We start from the raw sequence: 18,284 nt of genomic DNA, 5'->3' as shown, positions 1-18,284 counted from the left end.
ACAGGTCCCGTTCACTTGTGGTACGTTTCTCCCCGATTGATCTTGAATGCCCGGTAGATTTGTTCCAGCAGAAAGAGGCGGATCAGTTGATGGGGAAAGGTCATGGATGAAAAGGATAAGGACAGATCGGCGGATGCAGTCACTTGTGGCGATAAACCGTAAGAACCGCCGATGATGAAATGAAGATGGCTTTTTCCGTAGGTAGCCAGCTTGTCGAGCTTCTTTGCAAAAGCTGGGGAAGAGAGTGATTCGCCTTCAATTTCCAGTGCGATCGTGTATGCGTCCGGAGAGAGATGGCGCATGATCCGCTCCCCTTCTTTGGCGACGATCTGTTCCATTTCCGTTTTATGGACGGGATCGGAAGCCTTTTCTTCCGCTACTTCGATCACTTCCACTTTCGCATAGGGCTTCAGCCGCTTCAGATACTCAGCACATGCCTGTTGCAGATATTTTTCCTTTAGTTTGCCAACGGCTATCACATCGATTTTCATGGAAATTCTTTAACTCCTTTTATTCCCCGGGGTTTACCCAAAGACGGTAAGCAGGCCGGTTCCCGCACCAGCCGCACTTTGCTTCGTTGTCATCTCCGCGAAAAAGTTCCATTTCAGGAGCGAGTGAGGTATCATCCACAATTTCATCGAGAATAATGTCGATATGTTCATTACAAGCGTACCAAACGTGTTCTGTGTTCATGTTTTCACTCCATGATTATATAAAGTTATTCATAAGTTATCCACAATCCAGTCAAAACAAACGGAAGGATCATGTGCGTGCTTTTTTCAGGATAACTCAGGGATGACAGTTCAGGCAAACTTGTACTTTTACGGAAATGGAAAAAGCTCCGCGATAACGGAGCCCTATTGTGATATGTTTTGCGGTGCTTCGCCCAGTTCGAGCGTCCCTGTCTGTTTTTGGCCGTCACGGTAATAGGTAATGGTTACTTTATCGCCGACGTTTTTGTTTTGGTAGAGATATGAGCGGAGTCCGGATGAATCTTTGACCGCTTTGCCGTCAAGCGCTACAATTACGTCGCGTGGTTGCAAACCCGCTTCATCGGCCGGGCTTCCCGGTTCCACTTTGGCAACGGCCACTCCCTCCGTTACGGAATCAGGCAACTTCAACTGATCCAGGGTGTAACCGGGCAAAGTGGAAAGATCCACCAGTCCCACACCCAGCCATGGACGGGAGATATGTCCGTATTGAATCAACCGTTCGATGATGGGGCGAGCTTCGTTTACAGGAATGGCAAATCCAAGCCCTTCCACCCCTGATTCGGCGATTTTCAGCCGGTTGATGCCGATAACCTGTCCGGCGATGTTCACCAGCGCACCACCGCTGTTACCGGGGTTAATCGCTGCATCTGTCTGAATGACGTCGGTGGTGTTGACTTCATCCACGCTGATGGAGCGTTTGGGAGAGCTGATCACCCCGACAGTAACCGATTGCCCGAGGTCGAGCGGATTTCCGATCGCGATCGCAGGTTCTCCCGCTTTGAGCGTATCGGAGTTGCCAAATTCGGCAACAGCCGTCACATAGGTGTCCGGAATTTCCAACACTGCCAGGTCGGTCAGTTGATCGCCGCCAAGCAGTTTGGCGTTGACCTCTTTTTTGTTGTCTGATCCGGAAATGACGACTTTGAACTGGTCACCGCCGGCAATCACATGGTAATTGGTGACGATCAGGGCTTTTCCGTTTGCTTTTCGGAAAATGATGCCGGAACCCGTGTCTTTCTCCACTTCCTGTGGGTTAAAAAAGTCTTCCGATCTGTTGTAGTTGATAACCGAGACCACTGCAGGCGCCACTTTTTGGACGGCCTTGGTAATATCTGAGTTCACTTTGACGCTCGTCGTTGTGGTTGGTCCGGAGATTGCACCGTTGTAAGAAGTGGGCGGAAGAGAGAGAATCCCTCTTGAAATAAAGAAAGGGGTTAAGAGCAAGACGACCAATCCGCCGATAATTGCTGAAATGAGAGCAGTCCAGATCGGGGAGGTGAGGCGTCTTTTTGGATAGTGGTCCGATTCGTCATAATATCCCATTTCATTCCCTCCTGCATCCTTAATATACCCGAATTGGTAAAGTCTTTAACCTTGGGCATGAGGAGATTTTTCCGCCCTCCTCATATTTGATGAGGGCATTCAGCCGATTTTGCTTACAATCTCATCATATCCTGATCGGCTGAATGGTTGCTTAAAAGGAACTGAACATTTCTTGAGGATTGGCTGAATGTTTGCTGAAAAGGCAGAACCGGCCGCTTTCAATGAAATCATAAAAGGTGATGATTCAAACTGCAATGAAAAACTGGGTAAAATTTCCCCCCCGTCTGTGTCTCATTGCAACTCGAACCATTCGGGCTTTGTCTCCGTTTGATTGAAACCATATTGGAATTGAGCATTTGGCCGGCGTTCCCTCGGGGCCGCTTTTTGTTTGCAAAAATTACCGGAAGGGGGTTCTCGATCAGCAAAGCGGGGGAATCATCGCGTGAGACTGCCGGAGTTTGATATTTTGCAGGTGGAAATCAGTTCATAAAATAGGAAAAAGGAGGGGGATAGTAGAAAATATCTATACGTCGGTTGCTTGCTTGGGAGTTGAGAAAATGGAAGAAAATCGCGCGAAAGCGGGTAAGCCGGTAAGTCCTCATAAGCGCTGTGACGAAGTGAATTTCGGGGCGCAATTGGCCGATCTGAAGCTGGATTTTTACAAGCAGACTTTGCTGTTGACGGCCCTTTTGGAACTATTGATCGGTAAAGGACTGATAGAAAGAAACGAATTTGCGGAACTGGTCAAGGGACTTGATGCAGAGGTGAAGGCAGAGCCAGGTGCAAACCAAAATGATGAACATTCGCTTTACTGAAAGGAAAGGGCAGCCCCTTGCCGGAACCGGAACAGGGGGCTACCCTTTTACCTTTATGCGCACTTCGCGGAGAGGAGTGGGGCGGTCGTCAAATGTCGGCCACAGATGGACATCGCGTCCCACTTTCATCCCCGTTTCTTCTAATATGTTTTTCACCGTCAGATGGGCCAGTTCGCTCATGTTATTATCACGGCTCAAATGCGCCAGATAAACGTTTTCCCCGATGCCCTTCAGAATCTCGGTCAGGGCCGCACCGGCATCTTCATTGGATAAATGGCCGGTGTCGCTCAAAATCCTTCTCTTTACATTCCAGGGATAAGAACCCATGCGCAGCATTTCCACATCATGATTGCTTTCCCAGATGAGCGTGTCAGCGCCGTTTACCTGGTCGACAATGCGTTTGCTCACATATCCCAGGTCGGTCACGGTGGCGAGGCATTCCCGGCCTTGGCGAATCTGGTAGCCGACCGGTTCGGCCGCATCGTGGGAGATGGGGATCGACTCGATGGTCAGGTCCTGAAATTGAAGGGCCGCTCCGGTTTCCAGCACATTCTGCAACGGTTCCGGGATTTCGCCAACGGTTGAGGGAAGGCTCAGCCACGTCGCCTCATTCATATAGACGGGGATCTGGTGGCGCCGGGCCATCACCCCTAATCCGCGCACATGGTCAATATGCTCGTGTGTGACAAAAATGGCTTCGATGGTCGACGGATCGATGTCGATTTTTTTCATGCGCTCTTCCAGCTGTTTGCCGCTCAATCCGGCATCGATCAAAATCCGCGTTTTATCCGATTCGATAAAAAGGGCATTTCCTGTACTTCCACTCGCCAGAACGCTAAATTTCATCGTCTTGTTCGTTCCTTTGTTTTTTATTTTGTGATCCCCGGCCCTGTTTCCACATCTTCATCGCCGCCGCGATTGGTGGCATTCACCAGGAGATGGCTGTTCCCCACCCGGAAACACCAGCAGGGGATTAACCAGTAATCTTCGCTCGTTCCCGGATAAACCTTGGCCTGATAGCCGAGAGTGGCGCTGCTAATCGTAAAGTCCGTCTTGTTCCACCCGGTGACAAAGCGGTAGAGCACATTATTGAAAGGAACCAGCTGCACCGCCTGCACCTTTTCCAGTTGAAACCGGGTTACATGAATGGAGTGAATCCGGTGGGAACCGGAAAGGTTCACCTCTATTTTTCCGTCATAAATGGGACGGTTTCCCACCATTTGCAAATAAACCAGCTTTTTTGACGGGGTGGACAGGGCCGGCATGTAATCAAATTCGCCGAAAAAAGGGATTTCTTTATGCAAAATCCCTTCCAGCTCATGCTGGTTACGATAGGAAAGGGGGTTACGGAACTCTTTGATATAGCCTCCTTTTTCATCCCGGTTCCAGCTGTTGTCCATCGCCGTGATGGTTGCCTTGTAGGTATCCAGTTGCTCCGGGGGGCTCGGCGCTTTAACCGCGAATTTAATTTTGGCCTGTTTCAGCAATTGCTGTAGCTGTTGTGCGGAAATATCATTCTCCTCCACAAATTGTGATTGTTGCTGCATCGTATGGCTGAGCTGTGCCCCCAGAAAAAGGTCGAGAATGAGAAAAGCGATGATAAAAATGGTTTTGGCACGACTCCAATCCATTTGGGAATCCTCCCCGCATCATGGAGAACTGATAAACATGCGTTTGCCTGAAGTGGTAATGACAATCCAGACTGGTTTGAGTACAGCTTGTTTGCCGGCGATTCCGTCCGCCTGATAGCCGGGATAGATTTGCTCGACGGTTGAAAGGCTGATTTTCTTGTCGGCAAGACTTTGCAGAAGTTCGGCTTTGCCCGGAAGGGAAAGCGTCCTCTGCCGGTCGGGGCTCCCCAGGATATAAACCGACCGGTAATATTTAATCACTTCGTTGTTGTTGGTCTGTAATTGGATTTGATCAGGATTGATCGGGACATTGGCCGACCAGTAAACCGGATATCCTTTGACCAGCAAGCGGAATGAATATTGATTGTTATCATTGCTCCGCACATCGTCGAGCAGATAGTTGCCGGTCCACCCGTGATGCCTTTGCACAAAGTTGTTGATATGGGCGAGATCGGTGTAGAGATTGGAAGTCCCCGGTTCTGTGTCGTCAGGCGTCTGGCTGTAACTCATAAAGTTTCCTTTTTTGTTGTAGGTGAGAAACTCATTGTTGTTCATATAGAGATCTTCATTTTTATTGGTGACGAACGGCTCGACGCTCGGATCTTTGATCAGCCACTTTTTCATCTCATTGATATCGAACGATGTCAGTTTAAAGCTCCATTCGTTCATCGGCAACGAAGAGGTCGGCAGATAAAAAAATCGGGAAAACGCATGGCCGGATGGGTTCTTTTGCTCCCACGGGGCTTTGCCGTCCGCAAAAACCGCTGTCAGCGGCGGGGATTTGGTCATGCTGCTCCTGGCGATTTCATCTTCCAGGTGCTTGTCCCCCAAATCCACTTTCGCCTGCACGATTTGCTGATCCTGCGCCGAGATGAACCAGACAAAAGATTCCTTGGATGCCGGGTTATAAAAAAACCAGATGCGGCTGATCGAATCGAGCCCGTTGAGCGGATACTTTTGCAGCAGGGAAGCATCGAAAAAAGCATCCGCATATTGCACGGAAATATCGCGCGGGAAGACCAGTTCTGCGCCGGGAGCCTGAGTGAACAGGGTTTTCCACATGTCCGCGGTGGGAGCGACAGTGGTGAAGCTGTCAAAGCTTGCCTTTTGCAGCAATTGGGTCAGACGGGCATACGTATTTCCTTCCGGCAATAACCAGGAGATTTTGTTGTTGGCATGGACAATCACCTGATAGGGGGAAGCCAGCTGATGAGCTGCCCGATCATTGTATTTCGTACCGCTGTAAATATAGGTAAGGTCATATTTGGTAAAGGGTGGATTGGTCTGGTATCCAGGGGAACTGAACCACAGGAAACCGGTCAACACCAGGCTGATGGTGACCAGCGTGACCAGGGTGGCCGTTTTTGCATGTTCAATCCATTTTTCACTCATGAACGTTCCCTCCACTCACCGGGGGCAGCGTAAAGGATACCAGCGTCCCTTTCTTGTACACACTGTCGATTTCAATCTCTCCCTGATGACCGTGGACGATCTGCTGGGCGATTGATAAACCGAGCCCCGTTCCTCCCATGCTGCGGGAGCGGGCCTTGTCCACACGGTAAAAACGTTCAAAAATCCGGCCGAGATCTTTTTTCGGGATGCCGATACCCGTGTCGGCCACCCCGATTTCCACCATGCCATCCGCTTTTTCTTGTGCGACGACGGCAACCGAACCTCCGTCAGGCGTGTATTTAACCGCGTTGGAGATAAGGTTGTCCAGCACTTGATCCAATTTGTCCGGATCGGCATAGACGCGCGGAATCCGTTCATGGATATACAGCGTAAGAGAGATATTTTTCTGTTTGCACTGGAAGGAAAAACGGTCAACCGCTTCCTCGAGCATCAGCTCGACAGAGACCGGTTTCTTGGCGAACTTGGATTTTTGCGCGTCCAGGCGGGACAGCTGCAACAAGTCCTGAATCAAGCGGGTCATCCTGTCTGCTTCCTGCCGGGTCACTTTCAAAAATCGCGTCGCCAGCTCCGGTTCATTGATTGCCCCGTCATCAAGCGCTTCGAGATAGCTTTTGATGGTGGTCAGGGGAGTGCGCAATTCATGGGAAACGTTGGCGACAAAGTCTTTTCGCTGCCGGTCCAGTTTTTCCTGTTCAGTTACATCCTCCAGTACGGCAACCATCCCCGTCTGGTGCGCCCCTTTTAATTTGACAGGGGTAAGGGTGATTTTCAGGATCGTCAGCTCTTCCGGGTCGTCGCTGTTCAGTTCGAGAAAAGTTTGCTTTTCTTCGCGCAGGGGAAATTGAATCGGTTCGGATAAGGGAAGGACGCGATTGAAGCTGTCCCCGATCTTGACCGGGCATTCCAGGAGCTTTTCCGCCCACGCGTTTTTGACGATGATATTCCCCTTGCTGTCGGTGGCTATCACTCCGTCGCTCATATTGGCCAGCACCGACTCCAGTTTTTCTTTTTCTTCCTCTTTTTCCGCCAGGGCATTGCGCAGATGGGAAGCCAGATGATTGAATGCGATTCCCAGTTGCCCGATCTCATCCTTGCTGCGCACATCCACCTGACGGTTAAAGTCGCCGGCTGCCATAATGGTGGCCTGCTCCGTAATCTCTTTGACCGGGGAGGTGATCGTCCGGGCCAAAATAATAATGAGGAAACTGGAGATGACGACGGCGACGGCCGTAATTTTGAGCAGGATCTTGCTGATGGCAAAAATCGTGGCATAGGTCCCGTCAAGCGGGGCTTCAATATAAATCATCCCGAGGTTTTTTCCGTTTTCTCCCTTGATGCTCTGAATGTAGACCTGAAAATCTTTGTTGGTCGCCGGGTCCCGCCGCTTGAAGGAAGCCGATCCTTTTGCCGGAAGCTGAAAGTTGAAGGGCTGTTTGATCTTGCTCTGTTTGGATGAGGTGGAGGCGATGACAAAGTTGTTCTGGTCGATCACCTGCACCGTCATCTTGGAGGTGCGGGGAACCAGTGTATTCAGCCAATACAAAATAGTTTTGTTTCGCTCGTCATTTTCCGGTTTGGCCAGCTCGTCCTTAATCGTCTGCTGAATCGCCACCGCGTTATTCCTGATCTGTCCGCGCAGGCTGTCGGTCAGATAATTTTCCAATTGCCGGAAGAAATAGACCCCGATCAGCTGCATGGCGATCACGATCAAAAGGAGATAGATCACAACCAATTTCCATTGTATACTGTTTGCCAGCTGAAGCCACTTTTTCATTTGATCACCCGGGTTAACGTTCGGAATGGGGATCGCGCATGGTGTACCCGATTCCCCGGCGTGTGATGATGTATTTGGGAGCGCCGGGGTCGTCTTCGATTTTCTCGCGCAGACGACGGATGGTGACATCAACGGTGCGCACATCCCCGAAATAATCATAACCCCATACCGATTGTAACAGATGTTCTCTTGTTTGCACCTGATTCACATGTTTTGCCAGGTACAGCAGAAGTTCAAACTCTCGATGGGTGAGGTCGACCGTTTTCCCTTTTTTGGTGACCACAAAACTTCCGGGGTCTATGACGATGTTGCCAACGGTGATCTCGCTTCCTTTCTCCGCTTTGCTCATTTCTTTAACCGTGGATTGGGTGCGGCGCAGATTTGCCTTGATCCGCGCGAGCAGTTCGCGATTGCTGAAGGGTTTGGTCACATAATCATCGGCTCCCATCTCCAGTCCGAGGACCTTGTCCAGTTCGGAGTCCTTCGCGGTGAGCATGATGATTGGAAATTGAAAATGTTGCCGTACGCGCCGACAAACTTCAATTCCATCCGCGCCGGGCAACATCAGGTCCAACAGCATGAGATCGGGTGCTGAATCCATCACCTTTTCAATCGCTTCCAATCCGTCGTGGATACAATCAACGGTGTATCCCTCTTTTTCCAGATTGAACTTGATGATATCGGCGATCGGCCGCTCGTCCTCGACGACATAGATTTTGGCGCTCAAAGCAGTCCCTCCTTCAGCTTGATGGTGATATTTTGTTTCAGGTCAGGCCGTTGGGGACTCCTGATCTCCCCACGTTCCTGATGGCCAGTTAAGTGGTCCCAGCGCTCTTTCGAGTTTGCTTCGGCTTTCATTCCCGGTTTGTGCCGAAATACTTGTTTTCTATGAGTCTTCACCGAAAGGTGCCGGATTGGCGTTTGGCGGAAAACAGATTGCCGGTTGCGCCGGAATGCCGATGGGCGCCGGCAAAAGTTAAGACCATTGTCCCACAAGGACGGGTCGAAGACAAACGCTTTTGCCGTTGCAACAATCTGTTTCATTATTATCTATTCTAACACCTCTTTTCCCTTGAAAAATCGTCGAAAATTGGGCGTTCGCCGACGAGCGTGGCAGAAGAGAGATGAATAAGATATGACGATCATAAAGGAGGGGAGAAGGAGTGCGAACGACCCGTAAACTCCCGTATCAACAAGTCGCCAGCAAATCCCTCAAAACAGCGGTCTTATACGCGAATGAAAGGCTACGGCCTTATCTCCCTGAAACAGACTGGTATCAGAAAGACCGGCTTTACCGAATGCTGGAACACCATGGCTCCGTTTTTATCAAGCCGGATAAGGGCGGCGGTGGCGCCGGGGCAATCCGGTTGACGAAACTCGGGGGCGGAATCGTCAAGTGCGAAACTCTTTATGAGCGAAAAAAATTGCCAATCCGACAAATTTCCACATGGATTGAGCGAAAATTTCGTCCGGACAAAAAATATATCATGCAACAAGGAATTGAATTAGCCCGGATCGAGGGACGACCGTTTGATCTTCGCATCAATTTGCAAAAGCCGCATAAGTATTGGGAAATAACGGGGGTCTGTGCCAAAGTGGCGGCTCCGGGAAAAATCGTGACAAATCATTGCAAAGGAGGAATGCCGATCGAACTGCACACAGCATTGCAAAAAATTACGGACGGCAACCTGACGGAGATGAAAAATTTGCATAAAGAATTACATTATCTTTCTATAGAAATTGCTAAAACATTAAACGCTCGTTTTAAGGGGTTGAAAGAGCTAGGGATTGATGCAGGGATTGACAGCGATCTTAAAATTTGGGTTTTTGAGGTAAATACAAGGCCTGATTTCAAAATGTTCCGTGATTTAAAAGACCGGTCGCAGTATCGCAGGATTAAAAAGATTCACAGTCTCATTGTTTGATCAGAGGAGTTTATTTCATAAAAAATAAAAAAATTTAACCAATAAATTTCCGTTGCAAGAAGATTTTGTACATGCACTAAGCATGTTTTTTTCGTTTTCGCAAATATATAACAGGATTCGACAAAGTATTCCCGTTGACTTATTTGTAGATCACTTGTTACTATTAATATTAATTCTAGGTATTTAAAATTTTTTAACAACTGTCGGAGGTGTTATCATGTCTTCCATTACGGTAGGCGTTTATCTCGGGAAAAAAGATCGGTTGGTGCGTTACTGGTATGAGATCCTTCCAAAAGGCCAATTCCCGATGTTGGTAAAATATTGCATCCAATCCTATCTGCGCAGCAACTACTTTCCGCTGCAGTCCATCTGTGATTCAAGGATGTTGAAGGAGCAGATCCAGAAGCGGAGCGAGTATGTCCCGACCCAGCGCAACGTGACGTTCACACCCGAGGACGGACCGGTTTACCAATGGATCAAAAGCCTGGAAAGCGGGTATCGGAGTGAGGAAATCAAAAATATCCTGAAGGAGACGGTTGTTCATACACTGCTCAATGATCAACCTCACTTTCCGCCACGGATGATGGGACAAGCTCCCTATGGAGTGAAGGAGGCGCATGAAGCGCAAGGATTATACTATCCCTATTCGGAAGAGTCGCAAAAGCTGACTCTGCTCAAGCGGGAACACGTTTCTCTGGAAGAGCCTTACACCAATTGGGAGAAAATATCCAAACACGCAGCGGAAGACGAGAGCGAGAACAAGGAAAAGGCGGCAAAGGGATTTAACCATTTGGTCAATTATCTCGGTTGATGCTTCACCCGAGAGAAGCGGGGCGATCACAGCGAGGTGATCCGGTGCTTGACCGGGTGGATCACAAGTGAATGAGGAGACACCGTGGATTGGATTAATCGGCGATTGGAATGAGAGGGAGTCCGTAATGGTGGGGAGCGGACTCCTATTTTATATGGATCGGAACTTCGCGAATTTTGTGAGGTTTTGTCGAAGGAGGGGAGGAGAGGAGGATTATTTTATTTATAAGTGGAAGAAATCATCCAGAATATGAGCAAAGATTGTATGATTGAGTTGGAATATGGAAAATATTGAAAATACGAGCCGGGGGGTGGAATTCGCCGTGTTAACCGTTCAAGCTGTCACGAAAAAAGGGATTCTCTATTTATTCATCCAACGATTATTTTCTACATATCCTTCCGTCCACTGGATTTGTGTGGGAATGGTAACCGCCCTTTTATGCTTTTTGCTCTTTATCAATCAAAAATGGCTGGAACGCTTTCCGTTATACACATACATGTCGGCGGTTCTGGGTTCGATTTTGTTGCTGGATCTCCTGACGCAAACCATTCCGATTTTGACTGTTTACCTGATTGTTCTGGGCTATGTTCTGTTCCGATCATCCGAAGAGCACCCGTATGTGATCACATTTTGCTTTACGGTTTGTTATTTATCTGTTTCCGCTTTTACCGTCTGGAATCAATTTATGCTGATCGAACTGATCAGTCACTCTTTGTTGTTTGTATGGGTTGCGTGGATGAGCGGGCAGGTGAGGGCCGCTTATTTTGAATTGCAAAAACAGAAGGAAAAGATCTGCTATCTGATTGAACAGAAAAATGAGTCCAACAAGCGGCTGCGCGATTTTCAAAAGGAATTGGAGGAAACCTACCTGCGCGACCCCTTGACCGGATTATATAATTTCCACGGGTTTCAGCAACAGGTGATTCGCAGCCTGGCCCGCAATTTGCTAAACCAGCCGTTTCACGTGGTCTGTCTGGATTTGACCGACTTTCGGCAGGTGAACATGAGGGAAGGGATCGATGTCGGTGACCGGATTTTGGTGCGAATCGCCCACGCTTTGAAGAAGTATATGCCGGCAACGGCAAAGCTGGCCCGTTATGACGGTGACCAATTCGCGATCGGGTTGATGGGGGATTCCCAGGTTCTGCGCCGGATTTTGGAGACTGTGGATTGCATCATGAAAGAGATCCAGGTGGAAAAAGGCTACCTGCACTATTGCCTGGGGACGGCCACCTATCCGCAGGAGGCGAAAACGGGAGGACAGTTGATCCGCCTCGCGGAAGAGCGGCTCACGCTCAAACAGCGCCGCATTCGCAACAAAGAAGAGGAACACAGGCGGCATCTGGAAAAACTGTCGGCACTGGGTCAGCTGGCTGCCGGGCTGGCTCATGAGATCCGCAATCCTTTGACATCGATTCGGGGCTTTGTGCAAATTTCCGCCGCCGAGTCGGAAGCGGTGAAAAAATGGGAATCGATTATTTTGCCGGAAATCGACCGGATTAATGATTTGCTCAAACAGTTTCTGAATCTGAGTGAGGTGAAACCGGTTCAGGTTACCCGTTTTCAACTGGAGCAGTTGATGGGGGATGTGTTGAGCCTTCTCGAACCGAAATCGTTGTTGATGGGGCATGAATTGAAACAGGTTGCCCCTCCGTACAAGATGGAGATTGAAGCGGACGGGGAACAGCTGAAACAAGTGATGATCAACCTGATTCAGAACGGGCTGGAGGCCTTGACGAGCAAAGGAGTTGTGGAGGTAAGCTGGGCGCGTGAAAACGATTACGCCCATATTTCCGTGAAAGATACAGGCGATGGAATTCATCCGGAACATATGACCCGCATCTTTGATCCGTTCTTTACGACCAAGGGCGACGGAACGGGGATGGGACTTTCTATTTGCCACCGGATCATTACCGAGCATGGCGGGGAAATTTTCGTCAACAGCCAGCCCGGGCTCGGCACGACTTTCAATATTTATCTGCCGCTCAGCCAGGCCGGATCCGGCAGGATGAGAACACGGGCACTGGCAGCGGATCAACAAATTCAGAAAGATGTTGCCGCCGCGGATGGGAGCGGAGTTCTCCCGGAACCGGAGGAGAGAAGTGCCGCAATCGCCGCTGACGAAGCCGGAAGCGCGGAAGCAGAGCAGGCGGGGGAGGAGGCGAAAGAGAGCGTATCCGTCCCTGACCGGAGTGAGGAAGGCGCGGGCCGGGAAACCGATGGGACCGGGCATCAGGCTTCCGCTGGGAGCAACTGTGAAGCGGACGAGGTGCATGCAGATGAGCAGCCGAAACATGAAAAAACCACGGACTGGAAAAAGTATAAGAAAGAATTGATGGCCGGAAAAGGGAAGGTTATGGAGGAAGAACTCCCCCTGCAAGACATTTTTCCGCGCAAAAAGGACCGCCGTTCCGTTGAAGAGAAAGTGGCCGAGATCATGGCCCGGGCGGAAAAGAGAGTGGAAGAAAAAATGAAAGAAGAGGCCGTACGGCAAGGAAGCGGGCAGGAGCAAAAGGTGCACATGGTGGTGAAGCAGGTTCCGGCTGATCCGCCGGAGAGCGGGGAGGAAGCGGATTTTTACCTCTATGAGGAAACGGTTTTTGCGCCGAAGCCCCGGCGTGCGGTAAAATGATGAGCGAGGAGGGAAAAAATGGCCAACCAAAAGAAAAATGCGCAATTCAACATTATCAGCAATAAATCGACCACCCATGGCACTTACTACACCGGAACGCTGAACATAAGCAATCTTTCTTCTATCTTGCTGACCGGGGAACAAGCGAAAATCGACCTCGGCCTGATTCACGCCAAAAGCGCGGTGGAACGAGGGATTAAGTTTACCCCCCATCAGGATGAGGTTCCTGATGGTGAAGATTACTGGGTTGTGTGGGTGGCCGTCGACCGCAATGAAAGCGGGCCTTTTTATGCAGGAGTGGCCGCCTGTCCGATGAGGATCAATAAAGAAAAACGGATCGGGTGGAAAAACCTGCCCTTCCACGTGAACCGCATGGACGATGCGTTGAAACGGAGAATCCGTGTCGATGAGCTGGGGAAACAGGAAAAAGCGGTGCTGAGGGATTTTTTGGTCAACCATAATGAAGAGATGTGGAAAAACAGCCCGGATGAACTGAAAGAAAAGTTGTCGTGAGTGCCATTGTGAAAAGGGGTTCCAACCGAAGTTTTTAAAAGTGAACGGTTTGTGAACAAATGGATTTCAGCATTGTCGGCTCTCAATTGCAAATGTACACTTAATTATGTGGTTTCGGAATCTTTTGCTAGGACACCAAATTGGCGGATCCCATCGGTCCGCTTTTTCTTTTTCCTGAGTATTTGCCTTTTCTTTGGCTCATTCTAAGGGTTAAAGGAGGGCTTAAGAAAATGGCTGATCATCATATCGGATCACAGGACCATTTCGCCCGCCATGGCGGGGTTCATTTTCGCGCCAATGTTTCCGAGCAAGAATTAAACCGTTTTGTTGCGTCTCTGCCGGAATCCCGGCGCAGCAATATGGCTCAGGTGATGAAGGAATTGGAGTCTGCCGGGATGATTACCATTTTGAATGATGGAATCTGGGCAGACGGTGAAGGGAAGATTGGCGGCAGCGATGAATGCTGAAAAAACGCCCGACATCCAGTAGTTATTGGATGGTCGGGCGTTTTCGCGATCCCGCCTTTGCCTGTCGGGGGTGAGGCCTCGATTTTTCCCGGTTTGCCCGGGCTTGACCCGCGGCTGGGGAGACAGGAAATGTCCGTTTGTGTCACTTTAAAAGCTTTTCAGCCAGTCGAGCACCCGTTTCAACAAAGAGGGTTGTTCAGGAGAAGAACCGGTTTTTGTTCGATGGACGGGACAGACTTCTGTTGGTTCCGTACCTTTGACAAAATACTCCAGGCGGGTGTGCCTGCATTCCGGTGTGGCCACATAGCCCGTATCCAAATCGACATAAACACTCGTTACCCCCTGGGGAATCGGGAAGATTTTTGCCGGCTGAAACCGGGTGGCCTGTTTCATGTAATCCGCCCAGATATATTGGCTTAAATGCGCCTGATCATGTGGCAGTTCTTTGTCATGGTCATAGCCGACCCACACTGTAGTCTCCAGATCCGGGGTAAATCCGGAGAGCCAGCCGTCCCAATCGGTCGTTCCCGTTTTGCCGGCGGCGGCCCGTGAAAAAATCTGGTGCACGCGTCCGCCGGTTCCACCCGGAGAAAACACGCTTTCCATCAGCTTGGTCAAGACGAAGGCGTGGGCGGGAGAGGCTACCCGGACCGGTTTGCTCTCCTCTTGAACCAAGGGGCGTCCAAACGGATCAAGCACCTTTTTGATTCCGGTGAGCGGATGGTGGATTCCGCCGGAAGCGATCGTCGCATAGGCCTCGGCCATTTCAAAAGGAGTGACGGCATAACTGCCCAGTGCCAGGGAGGGCGTCGGCTTCAGCGTGGCCCGGATGCCGAGCCGGCGGGCCATGTCGATTTCCTTTTGCAAACCGATTTTCATTAGTGTGCTCACTGCATAGATATTATCCGAGCGGGCGATTGCCTCACGCAGCGTGATCGGCCGGTTGGCATAGTGGCCGCGGAAATTGGAGGGTCGGTATTCTTGTCCATGAAAAAGAAAAGCGGTCGGCTTGCTCATGATCCGGGTCAGCGGCGTAAATCCGTTTTCCAAGGCGCTTAAATAGAGAATCGGCTTAAAAGAAGAACCGGGTTGCCGGCGGGCGAAGGCGCGGTTGAACTGAGAGGATGAGTAATCTTTGCCTCCGACCATCGCCTTGATTTCACCGGTGTGGGGATCAACCGAGATCAAGGCGCTCTGGAGCCCGTCCACCTTTTTGGTATAGCGGCTTACCGATTGTTCCGCCGCCTGTTGCATTTGCGCGTTAAGGGTGGTATATATTTTGAGTCCGCCGTGGCGCACCGTCGCTTCATCCAGCCCGTACCGCGTGACCAGCGTTTGAACGATATAATCGCGAAAATACTCGGCTTTCATCTGTTTGGGATGGGTCTTTGGCGCAAAAGTGAGCGTTTGCTTTTTTGCTTCCCGCGCAGCTTCGGCGGTGATCATGCGGTTTTTTGCCATCAGGTCGAGGATGTGGTGTTCGCGCGCAATCGCCCGGCCCAGATGATGATAAGGCGAATATAAATAGGGTCCGCGCGGAATTCCGGCCAGCAGTGCGCACTCCGCCAAATTCAAGTCCTGCACCTTTTTGTTGAAATAGTACTTGGCCGCCTGGCCGATTCCATAGGCTCCGTGACCGTAGTAAATCTCATTGAGATACATCTCCAGGATCTCATCTTTGGAAAAATGGAGTTCCAATTGCGCGGTCAGAATGGCTTCCTTCAGTTTTCGCGTCCACGTCCGGTCATGGGTGAGATAGAGATTTCTCGCCAATTGCTGGGTGATGGTGCTGGCTCCTTGCACGACGTGCCCCGCCTTGATGTTGGCCAGTGTGGCGCGGGCTATTCCGCTCAGGGAGAAGCCGTGATGGGAATAGAAGTTTTTATCCTCCGCGGCCAGTGTCGCATTGATCAGGGCCTTGGGCACTTCATTTAAATGGACGGGATCGCGCGGCTCATTGTGATCCAGTTGCCCGAGATAATTTCCCTCATCATCGTAGAGGGTGGAGATGTTATATACCTCGGGTGAGGGCAAGGGGCGCGCTTTCAGATAGAGCAGGAGAATGATGAAGGCAAGGGAGCTGATCAGGAGAGAGAAGAAGAGCAGGCGCATCACTTGACGTGTCCGTCTGACCAGACGCCAGAGAAAGAACTGGTTAAGGGTATGGGGATGAGTGGCTGCTTTGTTATCGCCCATGGTTCTGCTCCTTTTCCGGAAGTTCCTTCCAAGTCTAAAGGTAAGAATATTATGCGAAAGCCGCAGGAAGAATATACCTGGAGAAAGAAAAGCGGAATTTAGCGGCAGAATACATGGGTTGGATAACATTCGCCAAAAAAATGATTATAAAATTTTTTGTGGCGGGGCGAAAAGCGATTGTCTGCGAAATGGACATGCATTATTCTTAGTAAGAGTATCCGGGGAAATGCGGAATGGCCCCGGTTTTCGGCCTTGAAAGGAGAAATGACAGATGGATATGGAGCTTTGGTATACAGAAAAACAAACGAAAAATCACGGGATTACGACGAAAATCAAAAGGACGCTCTATCATGATCAGTCCGAGTTTCAAACTCTGGATGTGATTGAAACAGCGGAATTCGGAAATATGCTGGTGCTTGATGGCATGGTGATGACGACGGATCGCGATGAATTCGTGTACCATGAGATGATTACCCATGTCGCGATGAATACCCATCCTGATCCCAAGGAAGTTCTTGTGGTCGGCGGAGGCGATGGCGGCGTGATTCGTGAAATCTTGCGTTACCCGTCTGTCACCCGTGCGGTGTTGGCAGAGATCGACGGAAAGGTGATCGAAGCATCAAAAACATACTTCCCGCAAATCGCCGGGAAATTGGATGATCCCCGCGTCGATGTGCAAGTAACGGACGGAATCCGCCACATTGCCGAAAATAAAGGCAGGTATGACGTGATTATCGTCGATTCGACCGAACCGGTGGGGCCGGCTGTCGGTTTGTTTCAAAAGCCCTTTTACGAAGGGATTTACGAAGCGCTGAAGGACGATGGGATCATGGTGGCGCAAACGGAATCGCCGTGGTTTAACCGCGATTTGATCCGCCAGGTTTACCGCGACATTTCAAATACATTCCCGGTGGCGCGCCTGTACACGGCAAGCATCCCCACCTACCCGAGCGGCTTGTGGAGTTTTACGATCGGATCGAAAAAATATGATCCCCTTCATGTCAACGAAGCGGAACTGTCCAGATTCGATACCCGCTATTATCGTCCGGAAATGCATAAAGCCTTGTTTGAACTTCCCGCTTTCGTACAGGAACTGCTGACGGACGAGGTGAAATAAGATGCGCTTTGAAGAGAAATACTCGGGAAATGTGTTCATCGGGGCAAGTACGGACCTTGAGGCTGCTCAAGCGATCATTTACGGGATGCCGATGGATTGGACGGTCAGCTTCCGCCCCGGTTCCAGGTTCGGTCCGGCACGCATCCGCGAGGCTTCCCTGGTGCACGAGGAATACAGCCACTACCTGGAACGGGAGCTTTCGGAAATCACCTTTTATGATGCGGGGGATATCCCGCTGGCCTTTGGCAATCCCGAAAGGAGCTTGCAGCAGATTGCCGATTTTGTGCGCAAGGTGCTCGATTTGCGGAAAATGCCGATCGGCTTGGGGGGCGAGCATCTGGTCACCTGGCCTGTTGTGCGGGAAGTTTTCAAGGATTATCCTGACCTGGCTGTCATCCATATTGACGCACATGCTGATTTGCGCACGGATTATGAAGGAGAGCCGCTCTCTCACGCCACCCCGCTTCGTAAAATCGCCGAATTGATCGGGGGTCCCAATTTATATCAATTCGGGATTCGCTCGATGACCAAGGAGGAGGTGCTGTTCGCCAAAGAGGCGAATATTCATTTTCATCCATTTGACGTGGTGGAGCCTTTGAAGAGATGCCTGCCGGAACTGAAAGGACGTCCGGTTTATGTGACGATTGATATCGACGCCGTCGACCCGGCCCATGCTCCGGGAACCGGAACGCCCGAGCCTGGCGGGATTACGAGCAAAGAAATGCTGGAAGCCATCCACCTGATCGCCAGATCCGGCGTGAAAGTGGTCGGTGCAGATTTGGTGGAAGTGGCGCCGGCTTATGATCACAGTGAGCAGACCCCGGTTTTGGCTGCCAAACTCATTCGCGAAATGTTGCTCGGCTTTGTGAAATAAATCCCTGCCCATTCTGAGGCTGTTGACAAACTGGAGCGAAAAGGGTTGAATGCTTTATGCAGCGGCCTTTGCCAAGCATG

18 protein-coding genes are annotated in these 18,284 nt (G+C 50.4%); 8 read left to right on the top strand and 10 right to left on the bottom strand.

The genetic code is table 11. The annotated features are described in order from the left end of the window. Positions 1–11: 11 nt before the first annotated feature. From rlmH to I8U18_RS08490, 3 genes are all read right to left on the bottom strand, one after another. Positions 12–491, bottom strand: coding sequence for a 23S rRNA (pseudouridine(1915)-N(3))-methyltransferase RlmH (rlmH, locus tag I8U18_RS08500; protein WP_033100466.1), 480 nt, complete (start codon positions 489–491; stop codon positions 12–14). Positions 492–510: 19 nt separating this feature from the next. Further along, a complete protein-coding gene (locus tag I8U18_RS08495) occupies positions 511–693 on the bottom strand; it encodes a CxxH/CxxC protein (RefSeq protein WP_198064686.1) in 183 nt (60 codons plus the stop codon). A 164-nt stretch (positions 694–857) separates the two neighbouring features. Then, complete coding sequence (locus tag I8U18_RS08490; protein WP_033100464.1) at positions 858–2,036, bottom strand: S1C family serine protease; 1,179 nt, start codon at positions 2,034–2,036, stop codon at positions 858–860. Positions 2,037–2,593: 557 nt separating this feature from the next. Between I8U18_RS08490 and I8U18_RS08485 the strand changes: the two genes are divergently transcribed. Next, entirely contained in the window at positions 2,594–2,851 is a 258-nt protein-coding gene (locus I8U18_RS08485; protein WP_198055578.1) for a hypothetical protein, read from the top strand. 39 nt (positions 2,852–2,890) lie between these two features. On the opposite strand, the gene I8U18_RS08480 is transcribed toward I8U18_RS08485, so the two are convergent. Genes I8U18_RS08480 through I8U18_RS08455 form a run of 6 tightly spaced genes read right to left on the bottom strand, consistent with a single transcriptional unit; the run spans position 2,891 to position 8,713 of the window. After that, positions 2,891–3,697, bottom strand: coding sequence for an MBL fold metallo-hydrolase (locus I8U18_RS08480; RefSeq protein ID WP_033100461.1), 807 nt, complete (start codon positions 3,695–3,697; stop codon positions 2,891–2,893). A 23-nt stretch (positions 3,698–3,720) separates the two neighbouring features. Next, positions 3,721–4,482 (bottom strand): two-component system regulatory protein YycI, encoded by a 762-nt coding sequence (gene yycI / locus I8U18_RS08475; RefSeq protein ID WP_033100460.1) that lies wholly within the window; start codon positions 4,480–4,482, stop codon positions 3,721–3,723. A gap of 18 nt (positions 4,483–4,500) precedes the next feature. Further along, entirely contained in the window at positions 4,501–5,874 is a 1,374-nt protein-coding gene (locus tag I8U18_RS08470) for a YycH family regulatory protein (RefSeq protein WP_033100459.1), read from the bottom strand. Next, entirely contained in the window at positions 5,867–7,669 is a 1,803-nt protein-coding gene (locus tag I8U18_RS08465; RefSeq protein ID WP_033100458.1) for an ATP-binding protein, read from the bottom strand. Before I8U18_RS08465 ends, I8U18_RS08470 begins: the two co-directional genes overlap by 8 nt. Before the next feature lie 13 nt (positions 7,670–7,682). Then, positions 7,683–8,396, bottom strand: a complete 714-nt coding sequence (gene yycF, locus I8U18_RS08460; RefSeq protein ID WP_033100457.1) for a response regulator YycF — start codon at positions 8,394–8,396, stop codon at positions 7,683–7,685. Next, complete coding sequence (locus tag I8U18_RS08455; RefSeq protein WP_033100456.1) at positions 8,393–8,713, bottom strand: hypothetical protein; 321 nt, start codon at positions 8,711–8,713, stop codon at positions 8,393–8,395. Before I8U18_RS08455 ends, yycF begins: the two co-directional genes overlap by 4 nt. A gap of 119 nt (positions 8,714–8,832) precedes the next feature. Between I8U18_RS08455 and I8U18_RS08450 the strand changes: the two genes are divergently transcribed. The 5 genes from I8U18_RS08450 (at position 8,833) to I8U18_RS08430 (ending at position 14,017) form a co-directional block, all read left to right on the top strand. Continuing rightward, entirely contained in the window at positions 8,833–9,594 is a 762-nt protein-coding gene (locus I8U18_RS08450) for a YheC/YheD family protein (RefSeq protein ID WP_052154099.1), read from the top strand. A gap of 217 nt (positions 9,595–9,811) precedes the next feature. After that, positions 9,812–10,405, top strand: coding sequence for a hypothetical protein (locus I8U18_RS08445; protein ID WP_033100455.1), 594 nt, complete (start codon positions 9,812–9,814; stop codon positions 10,403–10,405). A 322-nt stretch (positions 10,406–10,727) separates the two neighbouring features. Beyond that, on the top strand, positions 10,728–13,037 hold the full coding sequence (locus I8U18_RS08440) for a sensor histidine kinase (RefSeq protein ID WP_160173827.1): 2,310 nt from the start codon (positions 10,728–10,730) through the stop codon (positions 13,035–13,037). A gap of 18 nt (positions 13,038–13,055) precedes the next feature. After that, complete coding sequence (locus tag I8U18_RS08435) at positions 13,056–13,550, top strand: YwhD family protein (protein ID WP_033100452.1); 495 nt, start codon at positions 13,056–13,058, stop codon at positions 13,548–13,550. Between the two features lie 230 nt (positions 13,551–13,780). After that, positions 13,781–14,017, top strand: coding sequence for a hypothetical protein (locus I8U18_RS08430; protein WP_198055575.1), 237 nt, complete (start codon positions 13,781–13,783; stop codon positions 14,015–14,017). A gap of 147 nt (positions 14,018–14,164) precedes the next feature. Here I8U18_RS08430 and I8U18_RS08425 read toward each other — a convergent pair whose 3' ends face one another. Continuing rightward, entirely contained in the window at positions 14,165–16,213 is a 2,049-nt protein-coding gene (locus tag I8U18_RS08425; protein ID WP_198055574.1) for a transglycosylase domain-containing protein, read from the bottom strand. Between the two features lie 277 nt (positions 16,214–16,490). Here I8U18_RS08425 and speE point away from each other — a divergent pair, with 277 nt between their 5' ends. Further along, positions 16,491–17,330: a polyamine aminopropyltransferase gene (gene speE / locus I8U18_RS08420; protein WP_198055623.1), complete on the top strand. Its 840-nt coding sequence runs from the start codon at positions 16,491–16,493 to the stop codon at positions 17,328–17,330. A 1-nt stretch (position 17,331) separates the two neighbouring features. Continuing rightward, positions 17,332–18,204: an agmatinase gene (gene speB / locus I8U18_RS08415; RefSeq protein ID WP_198055573.1), complete on the top strand. Its 873-nt coding sequence runs from the start codon at positions 17,332–17,334 to the stop codon at positions 18,202–18,204. Positions 18,205–18,284: the final 80 nt, after the last annotated feature.

Source organism: Thermoactinomyces sp. CICC 10522 (assembly GCF_016055075.1).
GTDB lineage: Bacteria > Bacillota > Bacilli > Thermoactinomycetales > Thermoactinomycetaceae > Thermoactinomyces_A > Thermoactinomyces_A daqus.
This window is presented reverse-complemented; position numbering and strand designations above follow the sequence as displayed.